The 19,245-nt window shown below is 60.9% G+C and carries 15 protein-coding genes, 2 tRNA genes and 2 pseudogenes; 3 read left to right on the top strand and 16 right to left on the bottom strand.

Going from position 1 to position 19,245, the window contains the following annotated elements:
* Nucleotides 1-56 precede the first annotated feature (56 nt).
* Together rlmB and rnr are read right to left on the bottom strand one after the other, a co-directional pair.
* Nucleotides 57-800, bottom strand: coding sequence for a 23S rRNA (guanosine(2251)-2'-O)-methyltransferase RlmB (gene rlmB, locus GH665_RS11950; protein ID WP_028198144.1), 744 nt, complete (start codon nt 798-800; stop codon nt 57-59).
* A gap of 182 nt (nt 801-982) precedes the next feature.
* Nucleotides 983-3,499 carry a ribonuclease R gene (rnr, locus tag GH665_RS11955; protein ID WP_153136022.1) on the bottom strand — a complete coding sequence of 839 codons (2,517 nt, stop codon included), beginning with the start codon at nt 3,497-3,499 and terminating at the stop codon, nt 983-985.
* Between the two features lie 304 nt (nt 3,500-3,803).
* On the opposite strand from rnr, the gene GH665_RS11960 reads away from it, so the two are divergent.
* From GH665_RS11960 to GH665_RS39540, 3 genes and pseudogenes are all read left to right on the top strand, one after another.
* Nucleotides 3,804-3,890, top strand: a tRNA-Leu gene (locus tag GH665_RS11960).
* 260 nt (nt 3,891-4,150) lie between these two features.
* Nucleotides 4,151-4,237: transfer RNA gene (locus GH665_RS11965), tRNA-Leu, on the top strand.
* 119 nt (nt 4,238-4,356) lie between these two features.
* Nucleotides 4,357-4,482 (top strand): annotated as a pseudogene (locus GH665_RS39540) (Arm DNA-binding domain-containing protein); the annotation flags it as partial.
* Between the two features lie 150 nt (nt 4,483-4,632).
* On the opposite strand, the gene GH665_RS11970 reads toward GH665_RS39540, so the two are convergent.
* The 14 genes and pseudogenes from GH665_RS11970 to GH665_RS12035 form a co-directional block, all read right to left on the bottom strand.
* Nucleotides 4,633-5,055, bottom strand: a complete 423-nt coding sequence (locus tag GH665_RS11970; RefSeq protein WP_153136023.1) for a PaaI family thioesterase — start codon at nt 5,053-5,055, stop codon at nt 4,633-4,635.
* A 167-nt stretch (nt 5,056-5,222) separates the two neighbouring features.
* Entirely contained in the window at nt 5,223-6,035 is an 813-nt protein-coding gene (locus tag GH665_RS11975) for an enoyl-CoA hydratase/isomerase family protein (protein ID WP_246216193.1), read from the bottom strand.
* Between the two features lie 86 nt (nt 6,036-6,121).
* A pseudogene (locus tag GH665_RS39645) lies at nt 6,122-6,265 on the bottom strand (heme-degrading domain-containing protein); the annotation flags it as partial.
* Between the two features lie 103 nt (nt 6,266-6,368).
* Nucleotides 6,369-7,667, bottom strand: coding sequence for an MFS transporter (locus GH665_RS11985; protein WP_153136024.1), 1,299 nt, complete (start codon nt 7,665-7,667; stop codon nt 6,369-6,371).
* A gap of 163 nt (nt 7,668-7,830) precedes the next feature.
* Nucleotides 7,831-8,847 (bottom strand): aldo/keto reductase, encoded by a 1,017-nt coding sequence (locus GH665_RS11990; protein WP_153136025.1) that lies wholly within the window; start codon nt 8,845-8,847, stop codon nt 7,831-7,833.
* A 355-nt stretch (nt 8,848-9,202) separates the two neighbouring features.
* Nucleotides 9,203-10,000 (bottom strand): shikimate dehydrogenase family protein, encoded by a 798-nt coding sequence (locus GH665_RS11995; protein ID WP_153136026.1) that lies wholly within the window; start codon nt 9,998-10,000, stop codon nt 9,203-9,205.
* Nucleotides 10,000-11,007: a Gfo/Idh/MocA family protein gene (locus GH665_RS12000; protein ID WP_153136027.1), complete on the bottom strand. Its 1,008-nt coding sequence runs from the start codon at nt 11,005-11,007 to the stop codon at nt 10,000-10,002. Before GH665_RS12000 ends, GH665_RS11995 begins: the two co-directional genes overlap by 1 nt.
* Nucleotides 11,008-11,030: 23 nt before the next feature.
* On the bottom strand, nt 11,031-11,963 hold the full coding sequence (locus GH665_RS12005; RefSeq protein WP_153136028.1) for an electron transfer flavoprotein subunit alpha/FixB family protein: 933 nt from the start codon (nt 11,961-11,963) through the stop codon (nt 11,031-11,033).
* A gap of 13 nt (nt 11,964-11,976) precedes the next feature.
* Nucleotides 11,977-12,726 (bottom strand): electron transfer flavoprotein subunit beta/FixA family protein, encoded by a 750-nt coding sequence (locus GH665_RS12010; protein WP_153136029.1) that lies wholly within the window; start codon nt 12,724-12,726, stop codon nt 11,977-11,979.
* Between the two features lie 59 nt (nt 12,727-12,785).
* A complete protein-coding gene (locus GH665_RS12015; RefSeq protein WP_153136030.1) occupies nt 12,786-13,745 on the bottom strand; it encodes an ABC transporter permease in 960 nt (319 codons plus the stop codon).
* Between the two features lie 7 nt (nt 13,746-13,752).
* Nucleotides 13,753-15,252: a sugar ABC transporter ATP-binding protein gene (locus GH665_RS12020; protein WP_153136031.1), complete on the bottom strand. Its 1,500-nt coding sequence runs from the start codon at nt 15,250-15,252 to the stop codon at nt 13,753-13,755.
* A gap of 16 nt (nt 15,253-15,268) precedes the next feature.
* Entirely contained in the window at nt 15,269-16,222 is a 954-nt protein-coding gene (locus tag GH665_RS12025; RefSeq protein WP_246216194.1) for an ABC transporter permease, read from the bottom strand.
* A 62-nt stretch (nt 16,223-16,284) separates the two neighbouring features.
* On the bottom strand, nt 16,285-17,364 hold the full coding sequence (locus tag GH665_RS12030; protein WP_153136033.1) for a sugar ABC transporter substrate-binding protein: 1,080 nt from the start codon (nt 17,362-17,364) through the stop codon (nt 16,285-16,287).
* Nucleotides 17,365-17,490: 126 nt separating this feature from the next.
* Nucleotides 17,491-19,164, bottom strand: coding sequence for a GMC family oxidoreductase (locus GH665_RS12035; protein WP_153136034.1), 1,674 nt, complete (start codon nt 19,162-19,164; stop codon nt 17,491-17,493).
* Nucleotides 19,165-19,245 lie beyond the last annotated feature (81 nt).

Below are 19,245 nucleotides of genomic sequence, written 5' to 3' on the forward strand. Positions count from 1 at the left end.
AGTTTACCGGAGTCGGGAGCGGTCGCTGGTTTTCGCTTATTTCCGCTTACTTCCGCTTACTTCTTCACCGAGCGCTGCCGCACCGCTTCGAACAGACACACGCCGCTCGCCACGGAAACATTCAGGCTTTCGACCGTACCCGCCATCGGAATCTGCATGACCACGTCGCAGGTATCGCGCGTAAGGCGCCGCATGCCCTCGCCTTCGGCGCCCATCACCAGCGCGACCGGACCGTCGAGCTCGGTCTCGTAGAGGCTCTTGGTGGCTTCGCCGGCGGTACCGACCACCCACACACCCGCGTCCTTCAACTCACGCAGCGCACGCGCCAGATTCGTCACGGTGATGTACGGCACGGTGTCGGCTGCGCCGCTCGCCACCTTTGCCGCCGTTGCGTTCAAACCCACCGCCCGGTCGCGCGGCGCGATCACCGCGTGCGCGCCGGCCGCATCGGCCACACGCAGGCAGGCGCCGAGATTGTGCGGATCGGTCACGCCGTCCAGCACCAGAATCAACGGCGAACCATTGATACCGTCGAGCAATTCGGCCAGATTCTGCGCAAGCGGCATGTCGCCCGCACGCGCGACCACGCCCTGGTGACGCTCGGTATGCGCCAGGCCCCACAGACGCGTTTCGTCGGCAGCAATCAGACGCACACCCGCTTCTTTCGCCGCGTGCAGGAATTCGGTCATGCGCCGGTCTTTGCGCGTGGCGTCGTAATAAACCTCTTCGACCGACGACGCGTCGTGCCGCATACGCGCGGTCACTGCGTGGAAACCGTATAGAACCTTGAGACGTGACATGACTGAAAACCTTTGATTGAGCGCGCCCTGGAACACGCGCTACGGTGATGAATACGAGTCTGCTTACTGCGTTGCCGGCGTATCTGCTTCGATACCCGGCTTGATTGCGATGAAACGAAGACCGCGCGCACCCGATACGTTGGCACGTACCCGATGCGCGCGGTTCAAGCCGCCAGGCGACTTCAGCGCTTCTTGCGAGCCTGCGGTTTCGATGCCGCCTTGGCCGCAGCGCCGCCGTGCTTTTTCGCCGCGCCGCGTGCCGCGCGTGCTTCCTTGACGGCCGCGGTTTGTGCCGGCGCAGCCTTCTTGCGCCGTCCACCCGCGCCTGCCGCCGCGCCGCCTGCCCCGCCGTCCACCGGCGGCAACGAACGCACGCGCGCCCCGCCGCTTTCTCCGGAAGCCTTGTCGGCAAGCGCCGGACGGCCCGTGGGCGGCTTGATCGGCGTATCGCGCACGAGGCGGAAGTCGATCTTGCGCGCGTCGAGATCGACGCGGCTCACCTGCACCCGCACGCGATCCGACAGGCGGTAGCGAATCCCGGTGCGCTCGCCGCGCAACTCGTTCTTGATTTCGTCGTACTGGAAGTAGTCCGAGCCCAGTTCGGTAACGTGCACGAGGCCTTCGATAAAGAGCGAGTCGAGCTGCACGAAAATGCCGAACGAGGTCACGCCGTTGACCATGCCGCCGTACTCTTCGCCGAGCTTGTCGCGCATGAAGTAGCACTTGAGCCAGGCTTCGACGTCGCGCGAGGCTTCGTCGGCGCGGCGTTCGTTGGCCGAGCAATGCAGGCCGAGCTCTTCCCAGATCGCCACGTTGTTGCCACGCTGGCGGCCGCGCTTTTCGTCGTCGGCCTGCTGCATCGCACGGGCGCGCGGCGACAGCGCCGTATTCAACTCGACGCCCTGCGGCGGCTCCGGCTGATACTTGCGGCCCTGCAAAATCGCGTAGATCGCACGGTGCGTGAGCAGGTCGGGATAGCGGCGGATCGGACTCGTGAAGTGCGCATACGCCTCGTACGCGAGACCGAAGTGGCCGATGTTGTCCGGACTATAGACGGCCTGTTGCATCGAGCGCAGCAGCATGGTCTGCAGCATCTGCGCGTCCGGCCGCTCACGGATCTGCGCCATCAGTGCCGCGTAATCACTGGCGTGCGGCTTGTCGCCGCCGGCGAGCGTGAGGCCCATGCCGCGCAGGAAGGTACGCAGATTTTCGAGCTTCTCGGCAGTCGGCCCCGCGTGCACGCGGAACAGCCCCGGGTGCTTGTTGCGCTTGAGGAAGTCGGCCGCGCAGACGTTCGCGGCCAGCATGCATTCCTCAATCAGCTTGTGTGCGTCGTTGCGGGTGCGCGGAATGATCTGCTCGATCTTGCCCTGCGCATTGCAGACGATGTACGTCTCGGTCGTATCGAAGTCGATCGCGCCGCGCTTCTGGCGTGCGGCGAACAGCGACTTGTAGACGCCATACAGATTCTGCAACTGCGGCAGCAATGCCGCACGGCGCGCGGCTTCCGGGCCCTTGGTGTTCTTGAGCACCGCCGCCACTTCCGTGTAGGTCAGGCGCGCGGCCGAATTGATGACGCCCGGATAGAACTGATACGCCTTCACTTCGCCACGCGTGGTGACGATCATGTCGCACACCAGCACGCAACGATCGACGTGCGGATTCAGCGAACACAGTCCGTTCGACAGCTTTTCCGGCAGCATGGGAATCACGCGGCGCGGGAAGTACACCGAGGTGCTGCGCTCGAGCGCGTCGGCGTCGAGCCCGCTCTTCGGATGCACATAGTGCGAGACGTCCGCGATCGCGACGATCAGGCGGAAGCCTTCGCCGCGGCCAACCTGAACCGGTTCGCAATAGACCGCGTCGTCGAAGTCGCGGGCATCTTCACCGTCGATCGTGACGAGCGGCACGTCGCGCAGATCGATGCGATGGCGTGCGTCGGCCGGGCGCACTTCGTCCGGAAGCTTGGCGGCTTCGTCGAGTGCGGCCTGGCTGAATTCATGCGGCACGCCGTACTTGCGCACCGCGATTTCGATTTCCATGCCGGGGTCGTCGATATCGCCGAGCACCTCCACCACGCGGCCGAGCGGCTGCGAATGACGGCTCGGGAAATCGGTCAGCTCAACCACCACCACCTGGCCGACCTTGGCCTTTTTGGTGTTCTGCGCGATCAGGATGTCGTGACCGATGCGCTTGTCTTCGGGCGCCACGATCAGCGCGCCGTTCTCGTTCAGCAGCCGGCCGATCACCCGCTTGTTGGCGCGATCAGTGACTTCGACGATGTGCCCTTCCGGCCTGCCGCGGCGGTCGTAGCCGACGATGCGCGCCAGCACGCGGTCGTTGTGCATGACCTTCTGCATCTCGCCGGTGGGCAGGAACAGATCGTCCTGGCCGTCGTCGCGAATGAGAAAACCGTAGCCGTCGCGATGGCCCTGTACGCGGCCCGCGACAAAGTTCGACGGATGGGTCAGCTGATAGAGATTGCGCTGATCGAGCCGGATCTGGCCGTCGCGCTCCATGGCGCCCAGCCGCTTGAAAAATCCTTCGCGCTCCTGGCGCTTGATCGACAGGGCTTCGGCGATGTCGTTCGCGGCAAGCGGCGCTTCACTCGTGCGCAGGACGCCCAGGATTTCTTCGCGGCTTGGGATCGGATACGGGAATTTGCTCAAGGGCTTATCGATGATTTTTTCTCGTTGCATGGACGTCGGTCGGCGATGTGGCTCGGCTTAAGAAGCGTTTGGGTTGCGCTTAAGTTGCACTTGCGATTGCACTGAAAAGGCTGCTCGGGTCCGGCTCGTTCAAATCTGAGTCCGACGGGCGTGTGCACCGTGCCAACGAACTACTGCGAGGCATTCTAACACCCGTCTCGCGCGCCACGCGGCCCGTCGAGAATCGCTGTGAGCCGCCTGCAGACTCGCCGCGGCAATGTTTAAGCGACTTTTGAGAAAGGCTTGACAGCCCTGAATCTGTCGCTATAATGGCGGTCTTTGCTGTTCATCACCTGCCCAGGTGGCGAAATTGGTAGACGCACTAGGTTCAGGTCCTAGCGGTGGCAACACTGTGGAGGTTCGAGTCCTCTCTTGGGCACCAGATTCAAAAGTAAAGCCGCCTGATGTTTCACATAGGCGGCTTTACTTTTTGTGTGAGGCTACGTGATCCGGTTCAGTTTTTCGATCGGATAACGTGGTTAGCAGGACGGTTGGGTCGATGTGAATCGGCTGCTGTCGAGCAGTGGAGTTTTGCTCTGCTGCATGGCACAACCGGGCGGTCGATGAAGCGATAGTTTGTTTGCATGTAGGGATTGACACGCTGCATCATCACGCTAAAATGTTGGTCTAGCTTGAAGACGTGCCCAGGTGGCGGAATTGGTAGACGCACTAGGTTCAGGTCCTAGCGGTGGCAACACCGTGGAGGTTCGAGTCCTCTCCTGGGCACCATTAGTTGTTCCGGCTTAGTTCCAACTCAAGCCGAAGTAGTTCGAGAAACCCCGTAAGGTTAAAGCCTTACGGGGTTTTTTGTTTTCTACAGATTACTTTCGTTCCGCTGACATCGACGACTGAGCCCGGGCCAGGAGAACGTCCACAGCCTCGGTCCCTACCCCGATATCACGCTCACCGATGCGCGCCGGTCGGCCGCTACCGCACGCAATCTTGTATGCGAAGGCTTCGATCCGCTTGCATATCGTCAGGCCGAATCCATCGCCCGCAAACGCGTGGCCAAAGGCGCCTTCCATCTTGCGGCCCAGCGCGATAGAAGCTGGATCAAGCAAGCGAACCTGACCGGCATGCCCACTCAATCGTCAATCCGACGCTGGAGCCTTGTGGAAACCGCGTTACCGCCGAACATTGGCGATGGTGGCCTGCATCAGGGCGACCACTTTGTAGCCATCGCCAGATCCCGAGAAGGCCCGGACTTCTCCAGTGCAGACCGTGAGGAGTTTTCCCGAACTCTGTACCCGTCCGATGGCCAGGAAGCGCTCACCGACAGCAGGTCGCAAGAGGTTAATTTTGAACTCCGCCGTGACAACCTCGCATTCGAGTGGCGCCTTTGTCAACGCCGCGTAACCGCATGCGCTGTCGACGATGCTTGCGGTCACGCCCGCGTGCAGATACCCATGCTGCTGAGAGAGGCCGTTTGAAAATGGCAACTCAATCTGGACCTCGCCTTCTGCTACCAATCCAAGTCGTGCACCGATGGTTGCCATCAGACCCTGTGCGTTGAAGCTGTCCGCGATTCGTTTATGGATTTCGCTCATCGGATTTGGTGGAAATGTGAGACACGAGAACTTTCTTTTCGGCGCGCTACGCAGTTGCGCTTTACCGGCAAGAATCAGATGCAGCTTAAATTCTGCCACAAGAGTCGACGACCGCCCGCCTCCATCAATGCACTATTGCTTGCTCTGCACTCGCCGGGTTCGAAGCATCAGCGAAACTCAGCATGCCGTTTTTCTCGAAAGGCCGTGACACCTTCTGCCGCGTCCGGTGTGCCTTTGCATACCGACGCCGCGAATTCATGTGCAATCTCGGTGTGTCCCGCTTCGACCATGCGCAATAGCCGCTTTCCGACGGAAAGAGACGCACTGGAGCGACGTTGAATGAGCGCACAGATTTCGGCTACGCGCACGTCAAGCTGCTCAAGCGGGAGTGCCTCGTTGACAATTCCCCATTCGACGGCCCGCGCGGCGGCAATCGGCTCGCCGAGCAGTACGAGTTCTCGCGACCGACCGGTGCCGACCAGGTCCAAAATTCGTTGGCATCCCATCCACCCTGGAATCGCACCAACAGACGCTTCCGGAAAGCCGAGCATCGCACCAGTGGACGCGTATCTGAAGTCGCAGGACAGCGCGAGTTCCAGGCCGCCACCAAGCGCACTGCCGGAAAGCACCGCGATAGTCGGGACATCGAGTTCCGCAATACGCCGGAACACGCGGTTTCCGGCCCGGACAAAACGGCTACCCATGCCTTCAGGGTCAATGTCCCCCCACTCCCCAATATCGGCGCCACTGCAAAAAAAGCGCGTACTTGCCGAGCGGATCACCACCACGCGCACGTCTCTCGTGTTCTCGATCTGCGCGAGAGCGAGATCAATCTCGGCAAGCATTGCCAACGACAGCGCGTTGTGCCGCGCGACGCGCTCGAGCGTGATGGTGGCGACGCGACCGTCAATGTGAAAGCGGATGCTGGAACTGGACATGAGATCGGAAAATTCTTTTGCGAGTTTGGCCTCGGCTTGCAAAACTGAACCGCAAGAGGTATCGAGCGACGGGCTGCCCCGTTAGCGCCTCACAACATGAAAGCCCAGCAACACCCCGGGAGCGGATATTATTCGCCATCCTCATGCACCAGCGCCAATGTTGCATGGTCGTGGCCCAGCAGCGCGCACAACGTCTCGACGATCAATCCATGATCTTCGCGCTGGGCCAAACCTGACACTGTGATCGAACCGATTACACCAGCGCCGTTAGCTCGGGAATGACAACGCACACCAATTGCAAAAGCGGGACGACGCAGCGCTCGCCTGCGAACCTGAGGCGCGGGTTTCCCCCGCGGCGCGCAATCCAGATAGAAATCAATGCCCAAGCGACTCCCCAAAAGAAAAGTCGACGTGCGCCTTTGACGACCGGATCAGAAACATCGCCGCCCACGCCACGAGATACGCCGAGCCGCAAACGATGAACAAAATGTTGTATCCCGAGTTGATAGCGCCGAGCGCCTTGAAGTGGTCGAGAAGCGCTCCAACGAACAATGGGAAAAGCGTTCCCCCGATTGCGCCCGCCATGCCGCCGATGCCGACCACCGACCCGACCAGCGCTTTGGGAAACATGTCAGACGCCGTCGTAAACAGGTTCGCCGACCACCCCTGATGCGCTGCGGCTGCAAGACTTAGCAGCCCGACCATCGCCCACATGTTGTCGATCCATGGCGAAAAAGCGATAGGCACCACCAGAAACGCCAATCCGAGCATGACACTCTGCCGGGCACGTTGAACGGTCCAGCCTCGAGAGATCAATTGTGAGGACAGCCACCCTCCGGAGATACTTCCAATCGATGTAGCCACGTACACGACCACAAGCGGCAGCCCCAGGCTTCTTAAATCAAGGTGATAGCGGGACGAGAAATATGAAGGGAGCCAGAACAACATGAACCACCAGATGGGATCCGTTAGCAATTTCCCAGCGATGAAGGCCCACGTCGCATGCAGGCGCAGCAAGGAGAACCAACTCACTGATTTGCCGGCATCCTCGTCCTCGCTGCGGTCGTCCTCGATATACTTCAATTCGGCCTGCGTGATTTTCGCGTGCTTCTGCGGAGCGTAGTACATGACATACCAAAGGCCAAGCCAGATGAAGCCTGTCAGCCCGGTCACCAGAAACGCAGCCTGCCAACCATATGATGCGGCAAGCCATGGAACGATGGCAGGCGCCGCCACTGCGCCGATACTGGTCCCGGACGTCAGGATCCCTACGGCCAAAGCCTGCTCTTTTCGGGGAAACCACTCCGATACCGACTTTACTGCCGACGGAAAATTTCCAGATTCGGCCAGCCCAAGAAGCGAGCGCATAAACGCAAAGCCCAGCGTGCCGCGCACCAGAGCATGGCCACAGGCAGCTACGCTCCAGATCAGTACGCAGACTCCATAGCCGACCTTTACACCAAATCTGTCAATCAGTTTTCCGGACAGGATAAGCCCGAATGCATAGCACGCAGTGAAGACGACCACCATGTAGCTGTAGTCGGTTTCAGTCCAGTGAAAACGAGCGGCGAGATCCGGCTTGAGCAGCCCGAGAACTTGCCGATCCAGATAGTTGATTGTTGTCGCGAAGAAAAGTAGCGCGCAAATACGCCATCTGTAGTTGGATTTGTCCACCCGTGATCTCCAAAAAATCTCTGCCAGACCCCGTGAAGCTCGGGCTGTTTATGTACAGGGTCAAACGACGTGATACGGCGCCGTATCACGTCTTTCGTTTTAATGCTTTGCAATCTGCCGACATGCAATGGGGTACTGCGCGGCTGTGGTCTGAGGCTAGACGCTACTGAGGCGTCGGTGCATCCTCGCGGATCAACTCGCGGCGCTTCAATTCGGCCCAGAATTCCACTGGAATCTCAGCCCGGAAGGTTTGAAGGTTGTCTTCCAGTTGCGCAACCGTGCGCACGCCCGGAATGTTGGTCGGGATTGCAGGATGGCCGAGGACGAATTGCAGCGCCGCGGCTTTGAGCGGCACCGAGTATTCGCGGCATACCTGCTCCATCTTGCGCACGCGTTCCAGAATGGCCTCCGGCGCAGGTGCGTAGTTGTATTTCGCACCGGGCACCGCGCCCGTCGCGAGAATGCCGCTGTTGTAACCGCCGCCGAGAATCACCGACACCTGCTTCTCTTCGCACAGCGGCAAGAAACCATTCAGTGCGTCCTGCTCGAGTAACGTGTAGCGGCCGGCCAGCAGCAGGCAGTCGAAATCCTGCCGGCGAATCGCTTCGTGTGCGACCTGCCATTCGTTGACGCCGAGCCCCACCGCTTTCACCACCCCTTCGTCACGGAGCTTCAGCAGTGCTTTGGACGCGCCCGCCATCGCTGCCTCGAACATCTCGGGCTGGCGCTCGCCGTGCGTAAAGACGTCGATGTCGTGGATCAGCGCGATATCGATGTGCTCCAGGGCCAGACGCTGCAGACTGTCTTCGATCGAGCGCATCGTGCCGTCGTAGCTGTAGTCGAAAACGGGTTCGAACGGCAACCCGTCGATCCACGGGGAGAAGTTGATCTCGGCGCGCTTGCGTGGCTTCAGAATGCGGCCGACCTTGGTGGACAGCACATACTGGTCGCGCGGATACCAGCGCAACCCCTGCCCGCAGCGCGCCTCGCTCAACCCATGGCCATACATCGGCGCGGTGTCGAAGTAGCGCACGCCCGCGTCCCACGCTGCCTTGATCAAGGCAGCCGAATCTTCTTCACTAATCGGTCTGAAGATGTTGCCAATCGGCGCCGCGCCGAAGCCCATCACGGTTGTCTCCAGTCCTGAACGCGGCCATTTACGCTTTGCTACCGGATCCATCTTCGTCTCCTGTGTCGACCAGAGTTCGCGCTTTAGCGCGATTACTCTGGTCCCATGCAAGCCATTGCGGTCGACCAGAGTTCGCGCTTTAGCGCGATTATTCTGGTCCCATGCAAGCCATTGCGGTCGACCAGAGTTCGCGCTTTAGCGCGATTATTCTGGTCCCATGCAAGCTGGTTGCTGCCATGACTGGAGTTGCTCATCCGCCCGCCATTTAAGTAACGCACTAGATAGTTACTTATCGACGATATTAGGCCGCACCGAAACTTCCATCAAGCGGGTTTTCCCTGGCTCTCTGCGGCTTTCTGCGAAACATCTGCCAGCAGGCCCCGTAGCGCCCATCGGGGCCGGACGATCAGGGCACAAGCCGGAGAAAAGAGGCCATCGTTTCCACCGAATTTTCAAGCAGATGACGGCCTGGATGCGTAGTGAGACCGCGTGCCTGAGCGTCTTCCAGCAGACGCGTTTGCGCGGGTTTCATGATGAGGTCGGCAACCACCGCGTCCGGGTTCGCGCCAGTCAGGTCGATCGGCAGTGGATCGCCAACGCGCATCCCGCATGGCGTCGCGTTCACAATAAGGTCGTGCGTCGCCTGCGCGGATGGCGCACTCCGACGTATAAGCGTCGCGTCTCCACGCGAACGCAAGGCGGCTTCAAGTCGTCGCAGCGATTCCGTGCTGCTGTCGAACAGATCAAGCGAGGCAGCCCCGGCATCGACCAGCGCGTGCGCGACTCCTGCGCCTGCGCCCCCTGTTCCGACAAGCAGCACCGACCTGTTGCGTACGACGTGCCCGCAGGCATCGAGACCTTTCACGAAGCCGATACCGTCAAACATTGCGCCAGACCACATGCCGTCCGTCTCCAGGCGCAGGCAGTTCACGCCGCCCGTCAGCCGGGCCGCCGCGGACAAGTTCGCGGCATACGCGGCTGCAGCAATCTTGTGCGGCACGGTGACGACCACACCCACCAGGTTGGCAACGCCGCGCAGACCATCAAGCACAGCGCCAAGTTTCGCGGGCGGCACATGCAACGGAATCAGCACCGCATTCACGGTGTACCGTTCGAATAGCGCGTTGAACAGTTCGGGTGACTTCGCCTGCGCAATGGGGTCACCCAGAATGGCGACAATTTTCGTTTCTCCGTCGATCTGCATCAGGACGGGTCTCCATGTCGAAGGGTGATCCGTTCGATCAACCGTTGCACGCGCAACGCGTCGTCGCCGACGATGGCGGGTTCCCGACCCTCGCGGATGGCGGCGCAAAAATCCCTGATCAAGTCGCGATGCGTGGTGTGAGAAAAAGCCATCGGCTTCGCACCGAAGCCCGACGAAGACGAATCATGAAATTCGTCGGTGCTGCCATCCTGGAAGGTCACGCGTAACGCGCCGCCTTCGAGCACGGCTGTGCCCTTCTGGCCAACCAGTTCGATGCGCTCGGGAAAGCCTGGAAACGCAGCGGTGGTGGCAAGCACGTAACCGGCCGCGCCGCTTTCGAATCTAAGTGCAGCGCTTGCGAAGTCCTCCGCTTCCATCGCGTGCGATAGGGTCGTCGCCGTTGCGCCTGTCACCGACGACACGTCACCTGCCAGCCACGTGAGTAGATCGAGCGAGTGGATCGCCTGCGTCATCAGCACGCCCCCGCCATCGCGCGCGTAAGTGCCCCGGCCCGGTTCATCGTAGTAAGACTGCGGGCGCCACCATCGCAGATCGAGTCCTGCATAAGCGAGCGGGCCGAGCGAGCCGTCCTGCACCAAAGCGGCAAGCCGCTGCACGGCCGGACGAAAGCGGTTCTGAAACACGACACCGAGCCGCACGTCGGCGTCGCGGCACACTTGCACCAGACGCTCCGCGCGTTGTGTCGAGATGTCGAGCGGCTTTTCCAGCAACACGTGTTTGCCAGCAGCAGCGGCTTGCAGAACGAGATCAAGATGCGTGTGCGGCGGTGTCAGCACCAGAATGGCGTCGACGCCGGGATCTTTAAGCATCGCCTCGAATGATTCTCCGAGCGGAAAGTCGTATTGCCTCGCGAAGCTCTCGAGCCGCTCGCGCGAGCGGCCAAGCACGCCGACCACCTCGACTTCGTCGCGTAGATCGTTGAGCGCAAGCGCGTGAGGTGTGGCAGCGAGCCCGACGCCTACGATCGCAATCCGGGCCTTGCGCATGTCGGGCTCCATGTCATGTCGCATCAAACTGACGCGGCCAGTTCAGGCACCATGTCGAACAGGTCGCCCACCAGACCATAATCGGCGACGCTGAAAATCGGCGCTTCCGGGTCCTTGTTGATCGCCACGATCACCTTCGAGTCCTTCATGCCAGCCAGATGCTGGATCGCACCCGAGATACCGACCGCCACGTACAGTTGCGGCGCGACGATCTTGCCGGTCTGACCGACCTGATAGTCGTTCGGCACGAAGCCCGCGTCCACTGCGGCACGCGATGCGCCCAGCGCTGCGTTCAGCTTGTCGGCCAGCGGTTCCAGAACCTTGGTGTAGTTCTCGCCGTTGCCCAGACCGCGGCCACCCGAGACGATGATCTTCGCCGAGGTCAGTTCCGGACGGTCCAGCTTCGTCACTTCACGGCTCACGAATTGCGACAGGCCGCTGTCGGCTGCTGCTTCGATCTTCTCGACCGTGGCGCTGCCGCCAACGGCTGCGACGGGGTCGAAACCGGTCGTGCGGACCGTGATGACCTTGATCGGGTCAGCCGATTGAACGGTAGCGATCGCGTTGCCTGCATAGATCGGGCGCTCGAACGTGTCGGCGCTGTCCACTGCGGTGATGTCGCTGATCTGCGCGACGTCCAGCTTCGCGGCGATACGCGGCGCGATGTTTTTACCGTAAGCGGTGGCCGGCGTGAGGATGTGCGAATAGTCCTTCGCAATATTCAGCACTGTCGCTTCAACGTTTTCTGCCAGACCCGCTGCGAGTTGCGGCGCGTCAGCCAGCAACACCTTGCTCACGCCTGCAATTTTCGCAGCCGCATCCGCTGCGCCCTGCGCGTTTTCGCCTGCCACCAGCACGTGAATATCACCACCAATCTTCTGCGCGGCTGCGATTGTGTTCAGCGTCGCGGCCTTGATCGACGCGTTATCGTGTTCTGCAATTACCAGATTCGTCATTTCGTCCGTCTCCTCACAGCACCTTGGCTTCGGTCTTCAGCTTCTCGACCAGCGTCTTCACATCCGGCACCTTCACACCGGCGGAACGCTTCGGCGGCTCAACGACTTTCAGCGTCTTCAGGCGCGGCGTCACATCAACGCCGAGGTCTTCCGGCTTGATGACTTCCAGCGGCTTCTTCTTCGCCTTCATGATGTTCGGCAGCGTCACGTAGCGCGGCTCGTTCAGGCGCAGGTCGGTCGTGATCACAGCCGGCAGCGTCAGCGACAGCGTTTCAGCGCCACCGTCCACTTCGCGCGACACCGTCGCCTTACCGTCGGCCACGACCACCTTCGAGGCGAACGTGGCTTGCGGCAAATTCGCCAGCGCAGCCAGCATCTGGCCGGTCTGGTTCGAATCGTCGTCGATCGCCTGCTTGCCGAGGATCACCAGTTGCGGCTGTTCCTTGTCGACCAGCGCCTTGAGCAGCTTGGCCACGGCCAGCGGCTGCAATTCTTCATTCGACTCGATCAGGATCGCGCGGTCCGCGCCGATCGCGAGCGCCGTGCGCAGCGTTTCCTGCGCTTGCGCCACACCCGCCGACACGGCGATCACTTCGGTCGCCACGCCCGCTTCACGCAGACGTACCGCTTCTTCGACCGCGATTTCGTCGAACGGATTCATCGACATCTTCACGTTCGCGATGTCGACGCCCGTGCCGTCCAACTTCACCCGGACCTTCACGTTGTAATCGACCACTCTCTTCACTGCTACTAGCACTTTCATTCGTAACCACCCTTCTCCGCCGGATTTCCCATGTCAGCCGCAACTGACCACGCATGAACTTATTTGATTACCAACACCTTCGAGCGATCGAACGCCACTGTCACCGCGATGATCAGAATCACGCCGAATACGATCTGCTGTGCAAACACGCTAATGCCGACAAAGGTCATGCCCACACGCGCCACCGACACCAGCAACGCACCGATCAGCGTGCGCACAATGCCGCCCGACCCACCCGTCAATGCCGTTCCGCCGACGATCACCGCCGCGATTGCCGGCAACAGAAACTGATTGGCCAACGTGGGCGAGCCGCTGCCAAGACGTCCCGCCATCACGACACCGGCGAGGCCGGCAAAGAAGGAGGACGTTGCAAACACCAGGCATTTCGTCACGGAAACGCGCACGCCTGACGCAATAGCGGCTGGCTCGCCTGCGCCGATCGCATCGGCGTGACGACCAAAAACAGTCGAACGATGCAGAAACCAGCAAAACGCAAACACCGCCACAGCCAGCAAAATCTCATGCGGGATGCCAAACGCGGTCCCCGTTGTCCAGCCCAGCGAAGCGTTGCGCATGTCGTCGCTGATCGCAATGGAACGCGTGCCCGACAGCGTGAGCGCCGCAGCAGATGCAATGCCACTGATGGCAAGCGTCGCAATGAAGGAAGGAATGCGCAGCACGGTCTGAATTACGCCACTCAGGAGGCCGATCGCAAACGACGCCCCGAGTGCAATGACCGCGGCCCACGCACCGTAGCGCGGCAGGAACAGCGCGACGATCACACTCGCCAACGATGCAACTGCCTGCAGCGACAAATCGATACTGCCCAGCAGCACGACAAAGGTCGTACCGGCGGCCATGATGAACAGCGTGGAACTGTCCGCGAGCAGCCCGAGTTGCGTCGATAGCGCCATAAAACCCGGCTGCGCGATTTCGATCAGCACGTACAACGCCACTAACGCAGCGAATGGTGCATTGTCGCGAAGCGTCGCGCGCGACGGTGATTTCAGTAATGACATAGCAGCCTCACACCATATGTTCGACGATTTCAACCTGCGAGGGCTTCGAACCCACTTCGCACGGCAGAACCTTTTGCGCGCGGCCATCGCGCATCACCATAATGCGGTGGCTCAGGCCGAGAATCTCTTCAAGCGTGTCGCCCGTCAGCACGACGGCCACGCCTTCAGCCGTCAACTCGCGAATCAGTTGATAGACCTCTTCCTTCGCACCGACGTCGAGGCCCCGGGTCGGATGGTCGAGCACGAGAATCCGGCTACCGGCAAAGCGCCACTTCGCCAGCACGACCTTTTGCTGGTTACCCCCCGAAAGATTGCGGCATGACGCATCCGGACCCGGTGTCTTGATGCGCAGACGCTGGATCCACTCGTTGGCGATCTTGCGCTCATTCCCTTTGCGCACCACGCCGCCCCGGCTCACGGCACTCAGTCGCGGCAACGTAAGGTTTTGCGCGACGCTCATCTGCGTTACAAGCCCTTCCACCTTGCGCTCGCGCGGCACGTAGCCAACGCCCAGGGCAACCGCATGATTCGCCTGTGGCTTGAGCAGCGTGCCGCCAATCCGCACTTCGCCGGAATCGAGCTTTTCCAGACCGGCGATCACGCGGCACAGTTCTTCACGTCCCGAACCCACCACGCCCGCCACCCCGAATACCTCACCCTGGCGCACGTCAAACGACACGTCGTTCAACGCATGCCCGAGCGAAGCATGCGAAACCGACAGCGCCACCTCATCGCGACACGGCTTTTGCAAATTCTCGCGGTAGTACTCGCCGTGCATCGAACGGCCCACCATCAGTTCATGAAGCTGCTTGACGGAGGCATCGACCGAAGCCATCTCCGCCACCACTTTGCCGTCTTTCATGACGTACACGCGGTCGCTCAGCGAAAGCAGTTCGTCGAGGCGGTGCGAGACGAACACAAACGAGGCGCGCGACTTGAGTTCGCGCACCAGCCTGAACAGAATCTCGATCTCGGCGGCTTCCAGAACAGACGTCGGCTCGTCGAGCAGAATGATCGGTGTGCCGCCGGTGCGGCTCGCCAGCGACAGCGCACGCGCCAGTTCCACCATCTGCCGTTGCCCGAATGAAAGGTCCTCGCAAACTGTCAACGGATCGATGTCGAGATGCACCGTAGCGAGTTCAGCCTGCGCGGCACGTTTGAGTTTCGACCAGTTCATGCGGCCGAACGTCGTGAAGTTTTCCTCACGCCCTAGAAACAGGTTCTCGGCAATCGTCAGGTTAGGCAGGATCGACTGCTCCTGATACACCATCGCGATGCCTTTCGCCGTGGCATCGCGTGGATTGCGAATCACGAGCGGTTGCCCGGAGAGCGTGATTTCACCGGTGTCCTGGTGGTAGGCGCCGGTCAACAGTTTCATTAGCGTCGACTTGCCCGCGCCGTTCTCGCCAATCAGACCGACGATTTCATTGGGTCGGACTTCGACCGATACGTCATCCAGAGCGAGCACACCTGGGAAGCGTTTCGTGATGTTCTTGAGTTTCAGCATGTCGAATCTCCCAGGCTTACTTGACGATGCGTCGGTGCGAGCGATTGAGCGCAAGCGTTACTGCAACGATAATCAGGACGCCCTGAATACCCTGCTGCACATAAGGCGGCACGCCGAGTAGCACCATGCCGTTGCCGAGCACCACCACGATCAACGTGCCAATGAGCGTGTTCAACGGGCTGCCGTTGCCGCCTGCGAGCGAGGTCCCTCCCACCACGATGGCCGTGATCGCAACAAACAACTGGCCGTCAGCGATGAGCGCGTGACCCTGCCCATATTGCGCGACGGCAAGAATGCCGGCCATCCCATAAAAGGCGCCCGCCAGTGCAAAGATCGCAATCCGCACGCGCCGCACCCGCACTCCGTTCAGACGCGCGAGATCCTCGCCGCCGCCGATTGCCAGCGTGTGACGTCCGAGCAACGTATGCCGGTAGATAAACCACGCGGCGGCGAGCGCGAGCACGGCTACCCACACCGACAACGGCAAGCCCACGTAACGCGTGATGGCAATCGAACGCAGCGCCGTATCGCTTACACGGATCGTGTTGCCCGACAGCCATGCCGTGCCGATTCCGGTTGCCACAAAGCCGACCGCGAGCGTGGCGATGAAAGAAGGAATGCGCAGGAACACGTGCAGCATGCCGTTGGCGAACCCCAGCACCGTGCCGGCAGCGATCGCGACGGCCAGTACCCACAAGCCGTAGTGATTGTCGTTGTACGAGTTCTCGACCAGCATCGACACCGTGATCGCGGAGACCGCGACAATTCCTTCCGCCGACAGGTCGATACTGCCGAGTTGAATCACGAAGGTACCGCCGAGCGCGATGGTCAGCGGAATCGCGGCAGAAATCGCGATTCGCGCAAGATTCATCGGATCGAAGAAATCGTGATTGAACGCGCCAATGCAAAGGCCGAGCGCCAGCAAGACCAGCAGCGGCGCAAAACGCTGCAGCAGGGAATGCATCGACATGAATCCGATCCCGGTTGTTGTTGTGCTTACGGCCTGCCGGGTAGGCGCTGCGGTTAGTTTGTTCATCGATACACCACGGGGCCCGCGACGCGGGCGTAAAGATTGTTCCAATCGGCGTTAGGTGCTGATTCGCGCGCCATGACTGTCTGGACGTTCGACCTGGTCACGAGGGTTGCCTTGCAGAACGATTCGCGCTGATCCCTGGGCAGTGACGCGACCTGCAGCTTTTTCTGCTGCGCCTGAAGACCCATCGAGAGACCGATGCCGCCGAGCCAGTACGGGTCCCAGTCGACTGTCGTCACGAGTTCGCCCACCTTGATCGCGGCGAGCCCCGGCTGCGTGCCGTCCATGCCGGAGACCGGCAGTTGTCCCGCGAGCCCTTCTGCGCGCAGCGCTTCGATCGCGCCCAACGCCATATCGTCGTTCGCGGCCCACACACCCTTGATCTTCGAATTGAAGCGAGTCATCCATGCCTGCATGATCGGGAAGGCCTTCTGCGAATCCCAGTCCGCCACCTGAAAGTCCAGCAACTGGATATCAGGGAATTTCTTCAGCGCCGCCATCAGACCCGCCTTGCGCTCGATGGCAGGCACGTTGCTGAAAATGCCGCCGATTGCCACAACGCCCCCCTTGCCGCCCATTGCCTTGAACAACTCAGTCGCGGTCGATTCGCCGTATGCCACGCCATCGAATGACATGTGCGCGACGTAGTTCGGGTTGAAATCCCACGGATGCAGGTCCTTCGGTTTATTCCAGATCGTCGTGACGTAAGCGCCGGCTTTCGAGCAGGCTTCGACGATCACACGCGCGTCGGCCGAGTCGTTGGGGTCGACATTCAGCACCAGGTTGCCACCCGTTTTCTGCAGCAGCGCGCGGATATCCGCGATGCCTTTTTCCGAGCTGCCTTCGGTCGTCAACGGCACGTACGGCAGACCAACGCTCTTTGCGAAAGCCTGCGCGCCCTTGTTGAACGCGGTGTAATACGGATTGGTCAGCGAGCGGAACGAACAGGCGAGCGTGGCCTGCCCCGCGCCGAACGAAAGGCCTGCCATGCCGCTGCCCGCGACGGCAAATGCCGCGCCTGCGCCGAGCTTGATAAAGTCGCGACGCGATACGCCTGTGTGTTGATCCTGTTTCGACATGATGTCTCCTCCGAGCCCAAAAAGACCCTTTGTGTCAGGGATGTTTATAAATAACCGGATATTTACTGATTTGCCAGAAGGAGCCACTTTATCCGGGTGCTCCTTTTCAAACCTCGTCGTCTTTCGTCAGATCGCGGCTACCGCGGCCTCGCGCGCCACACGGCCCGAGGTGCTGGCAAGCCGACCCACCACGGGCGCCGGCGTTGCCGCCAGACCGCGAATCAGATCGGCGGCCTTTTCCGCGATCATCAGCGTGGGCGCGTTCGTGTTCGAACTTACGATCCGCGGCATTACCGATGAATCCGCGACTCTCAATCCTTCGATGCCGTGCACTCGCAATTGCGGATCGACGACGGCAAATTCGTCGATGCCCATCTTGCAGGTGCCGACCGGGTGATAGCCGGTGCGTCCGTACTGCTGCGCGTAGGTTTCGTATTCGGCCTGCGTGCGCACGTTCCCACCAGGGAAGTGCTCACTCTTGATGTACTTGCCGAGCGCCTTCTGACTCATGATTTCGCGACTCTGACGGATCCCTTCGACGGCCACCTTCAGATCATGAGGGTCGCGAATATAAGCAGGATCGATCACCGGTGCATCGGCAGGATCGGCACTATGCAACGTGACGCTGCCGCGGCTGCGCGGCCGGAGAAAATAGGAGTTGAGCGTACAGCCCGAACCCGAGGGCACCGGCGGCACACCGGCCTCGACGCCGGCGCCAGGCAAGAAGTGAAACTGCAAGTCGGGCGTGAGTACGCTACTGTCGGAATACCAGAAGGCGCCTCCTTCGGCGATATTGGACGTGACCGGCCCTTTGTTAAAGAGTTTGTACTCGAGGCCTGCCAGCAACATCATGTGTTTCTTCGAATACTTGTCCAGACTGTACGCACCGTTCAATTCGTAGACGATGTCGATATCGAAGTGATCCTGCAAGTTCTGCCCGACACCGCTTAGCGCATGCACAGGCTTCACTCCGGCGCGTTCCAGATCTTGCGGGCGCCCAATGCCGGAGAGCATCAGCAGCTTCGGCGAACCAATCGCCCCAGCGGTCACGATGACTTCGCGTTCAGCACGCGCAATGATCACATTCGAGCGATCGTCCCCGGGTGCAAATTCAACGCCGATTGCGCGGCCGTTTTCGATGACCACACGCGACACGAGGCAACCGGTTCGCACCGTGAGATTGGGCCGCGTGCGAGCATCGCGCAGATAGCCGACCGCCGCGCTGCAGCGCTTGCCGTTGCGCTGCGTGACCTGATAAACGCCTACGCCTTCCTGCTGCGCGCCGTTGAAGTCGCTGTTATGCGGCATGCCGGCTTCCTGCCCCGCCAGGACAAAAGCCTTGGTTAATTCGTTGACGCTGATGAGATCAGACACACCGAGCGGGCCACCGACACCGTGATACTCGTTGCACAGGCGTTCGTTGTCTTCCATGCGGCGCAAGTACGGCAGCACGCCATCGCGAAAGCCCCAACCAGTGCAACCATCGCGCTCCCAGCCGTCATAGTCCGACGGCTGCCCACGTGTGTAGACCATGGCATTGATCGAGCCGCCACCTCCGAGCACGCGGCCCTGCGCGAATGGAATCTGCCGCCCTTGTGTTTCGGCCGCCGCAGCCGTGCGATAACCCCAGGTCAAAGGGCCACCCGTCATCTTGAAGAAGCCAACCGGCATGTGGATATACGGATCCGTATCGGCAGGTCCGGCTTCGAGAAGCAGCACCCGATTGCCCGCATCCTCGCTCAGACGAGCCGCCAGCGCACAACCCGCCGCGCCGCCACCTACGATCACATAGTCATACATTGCTGTCTCCGATACTGTGTTCTGCAGTCACACTGCGCGTGACTGCGCAATTCCTGAGGTGCTGACGGCTCCTGGCGGCCG

This window comes from Paraburkholderia agricolaris (genome assembly GCF_009455635.1).
GTDB lineage: Bacteria > Pseudomonadota > Gammaproteobacteria > Burkholderiales > Burkholderiaceae > Paraburkholderia > Paraburkholderia agricolaris.

Bases quoted from the DNA above. Each gene is read 5' to 3' on its own strand.
- GH665_RS12025 (WP_246216194.1), bottom strand. From the start codon at position 16,222: ATGTCGATGCATTCCCTGCTGCAGCGTTTTGCGCCGCTGCTGGTCTTG.
- GH665_RS12000 (WP_153136027.1), bottom strand. From the start codon at position 11,007: ATGCGCAAGGCCCGGATTGCGATCGTAGGCGTCGGGCTCGCTGCCACA.
- GH665_RS11995 (WP_153136026.1), bottom strand. From the start codon at position 10,000: ATGCAGATCGACGGAGAAACGAAAATTGTCGCCATTCTGGGTGACCCC.
- GH665_RS11990 (WP_153136025.1), bottom strand. From the start codon at position 8,847: ATGGATCCGGTAGCAAAGCGTAAATGGCCGCGTTCAGGACTGGAGACA.
- GH665_RS12005 (WP_153136028.1), bottom strand. From the start codon at position 11,963: ATGACGAATCTGGTAATTGCAGAACACGATAACGCGTCGATCAAGGCC.
- GH665_RS12010 (WP_153136029.1), bottom strand. From the start codon at position 12,726: ATGAAAGTGCTAGTAGCAGTGAAGAGAGTGGTCGATTACAACGTGAAG.
- GH665_RS12030 (WP_153136033.1), bottom strand. From the start codon at position 17,364: ATGTCGAAACAGGATCAACACACAGGCGTATCGCGTCGCGACTTTATC.
- rnr (WP_153136022.1), bottom strand. From the start codon at position 3,499: ATGCAACGAGAAAAAATCATCGATAAGCCCTTGAGCAAATTCCCGTAT.
- rlmB (WP_028198144.1), bottom strand. From the start codon at position 800: ATGTCACGTCTCAAGGTTCTATACGGTTTCCACGCAGTGACCGCGCGT.
- GH665_RS12020 (WP_153136031.1), bottom strand. From the start codon at position 15,252: ATGCTGAAACTCAAGAACATCACGAAACGCTTCCCAGGTGTGCTCGCT.
- GH665_RS11970 (WP_153136023.1), bottom strand. From the start codon at position 5,055: ATGAGCGAAATCCATAAACGAATCGCGGACAGCTTCAACGCACAGGGT.
- GH665_RS12035 (WP_153136034.1), bottom strand. From the start codon at position 19,164: ATGTATGACTATGTGATCGTAGGTGGCGGCGCGGCGGGTTGTGCGCTG.
- GH665_RS12015 (WP_153136030.1), bottom strand. From the start codon at position 13,745: ATGTCATTACTGAAATCACCGTCGCGCGCGACGCTTCGCGACAATGCA.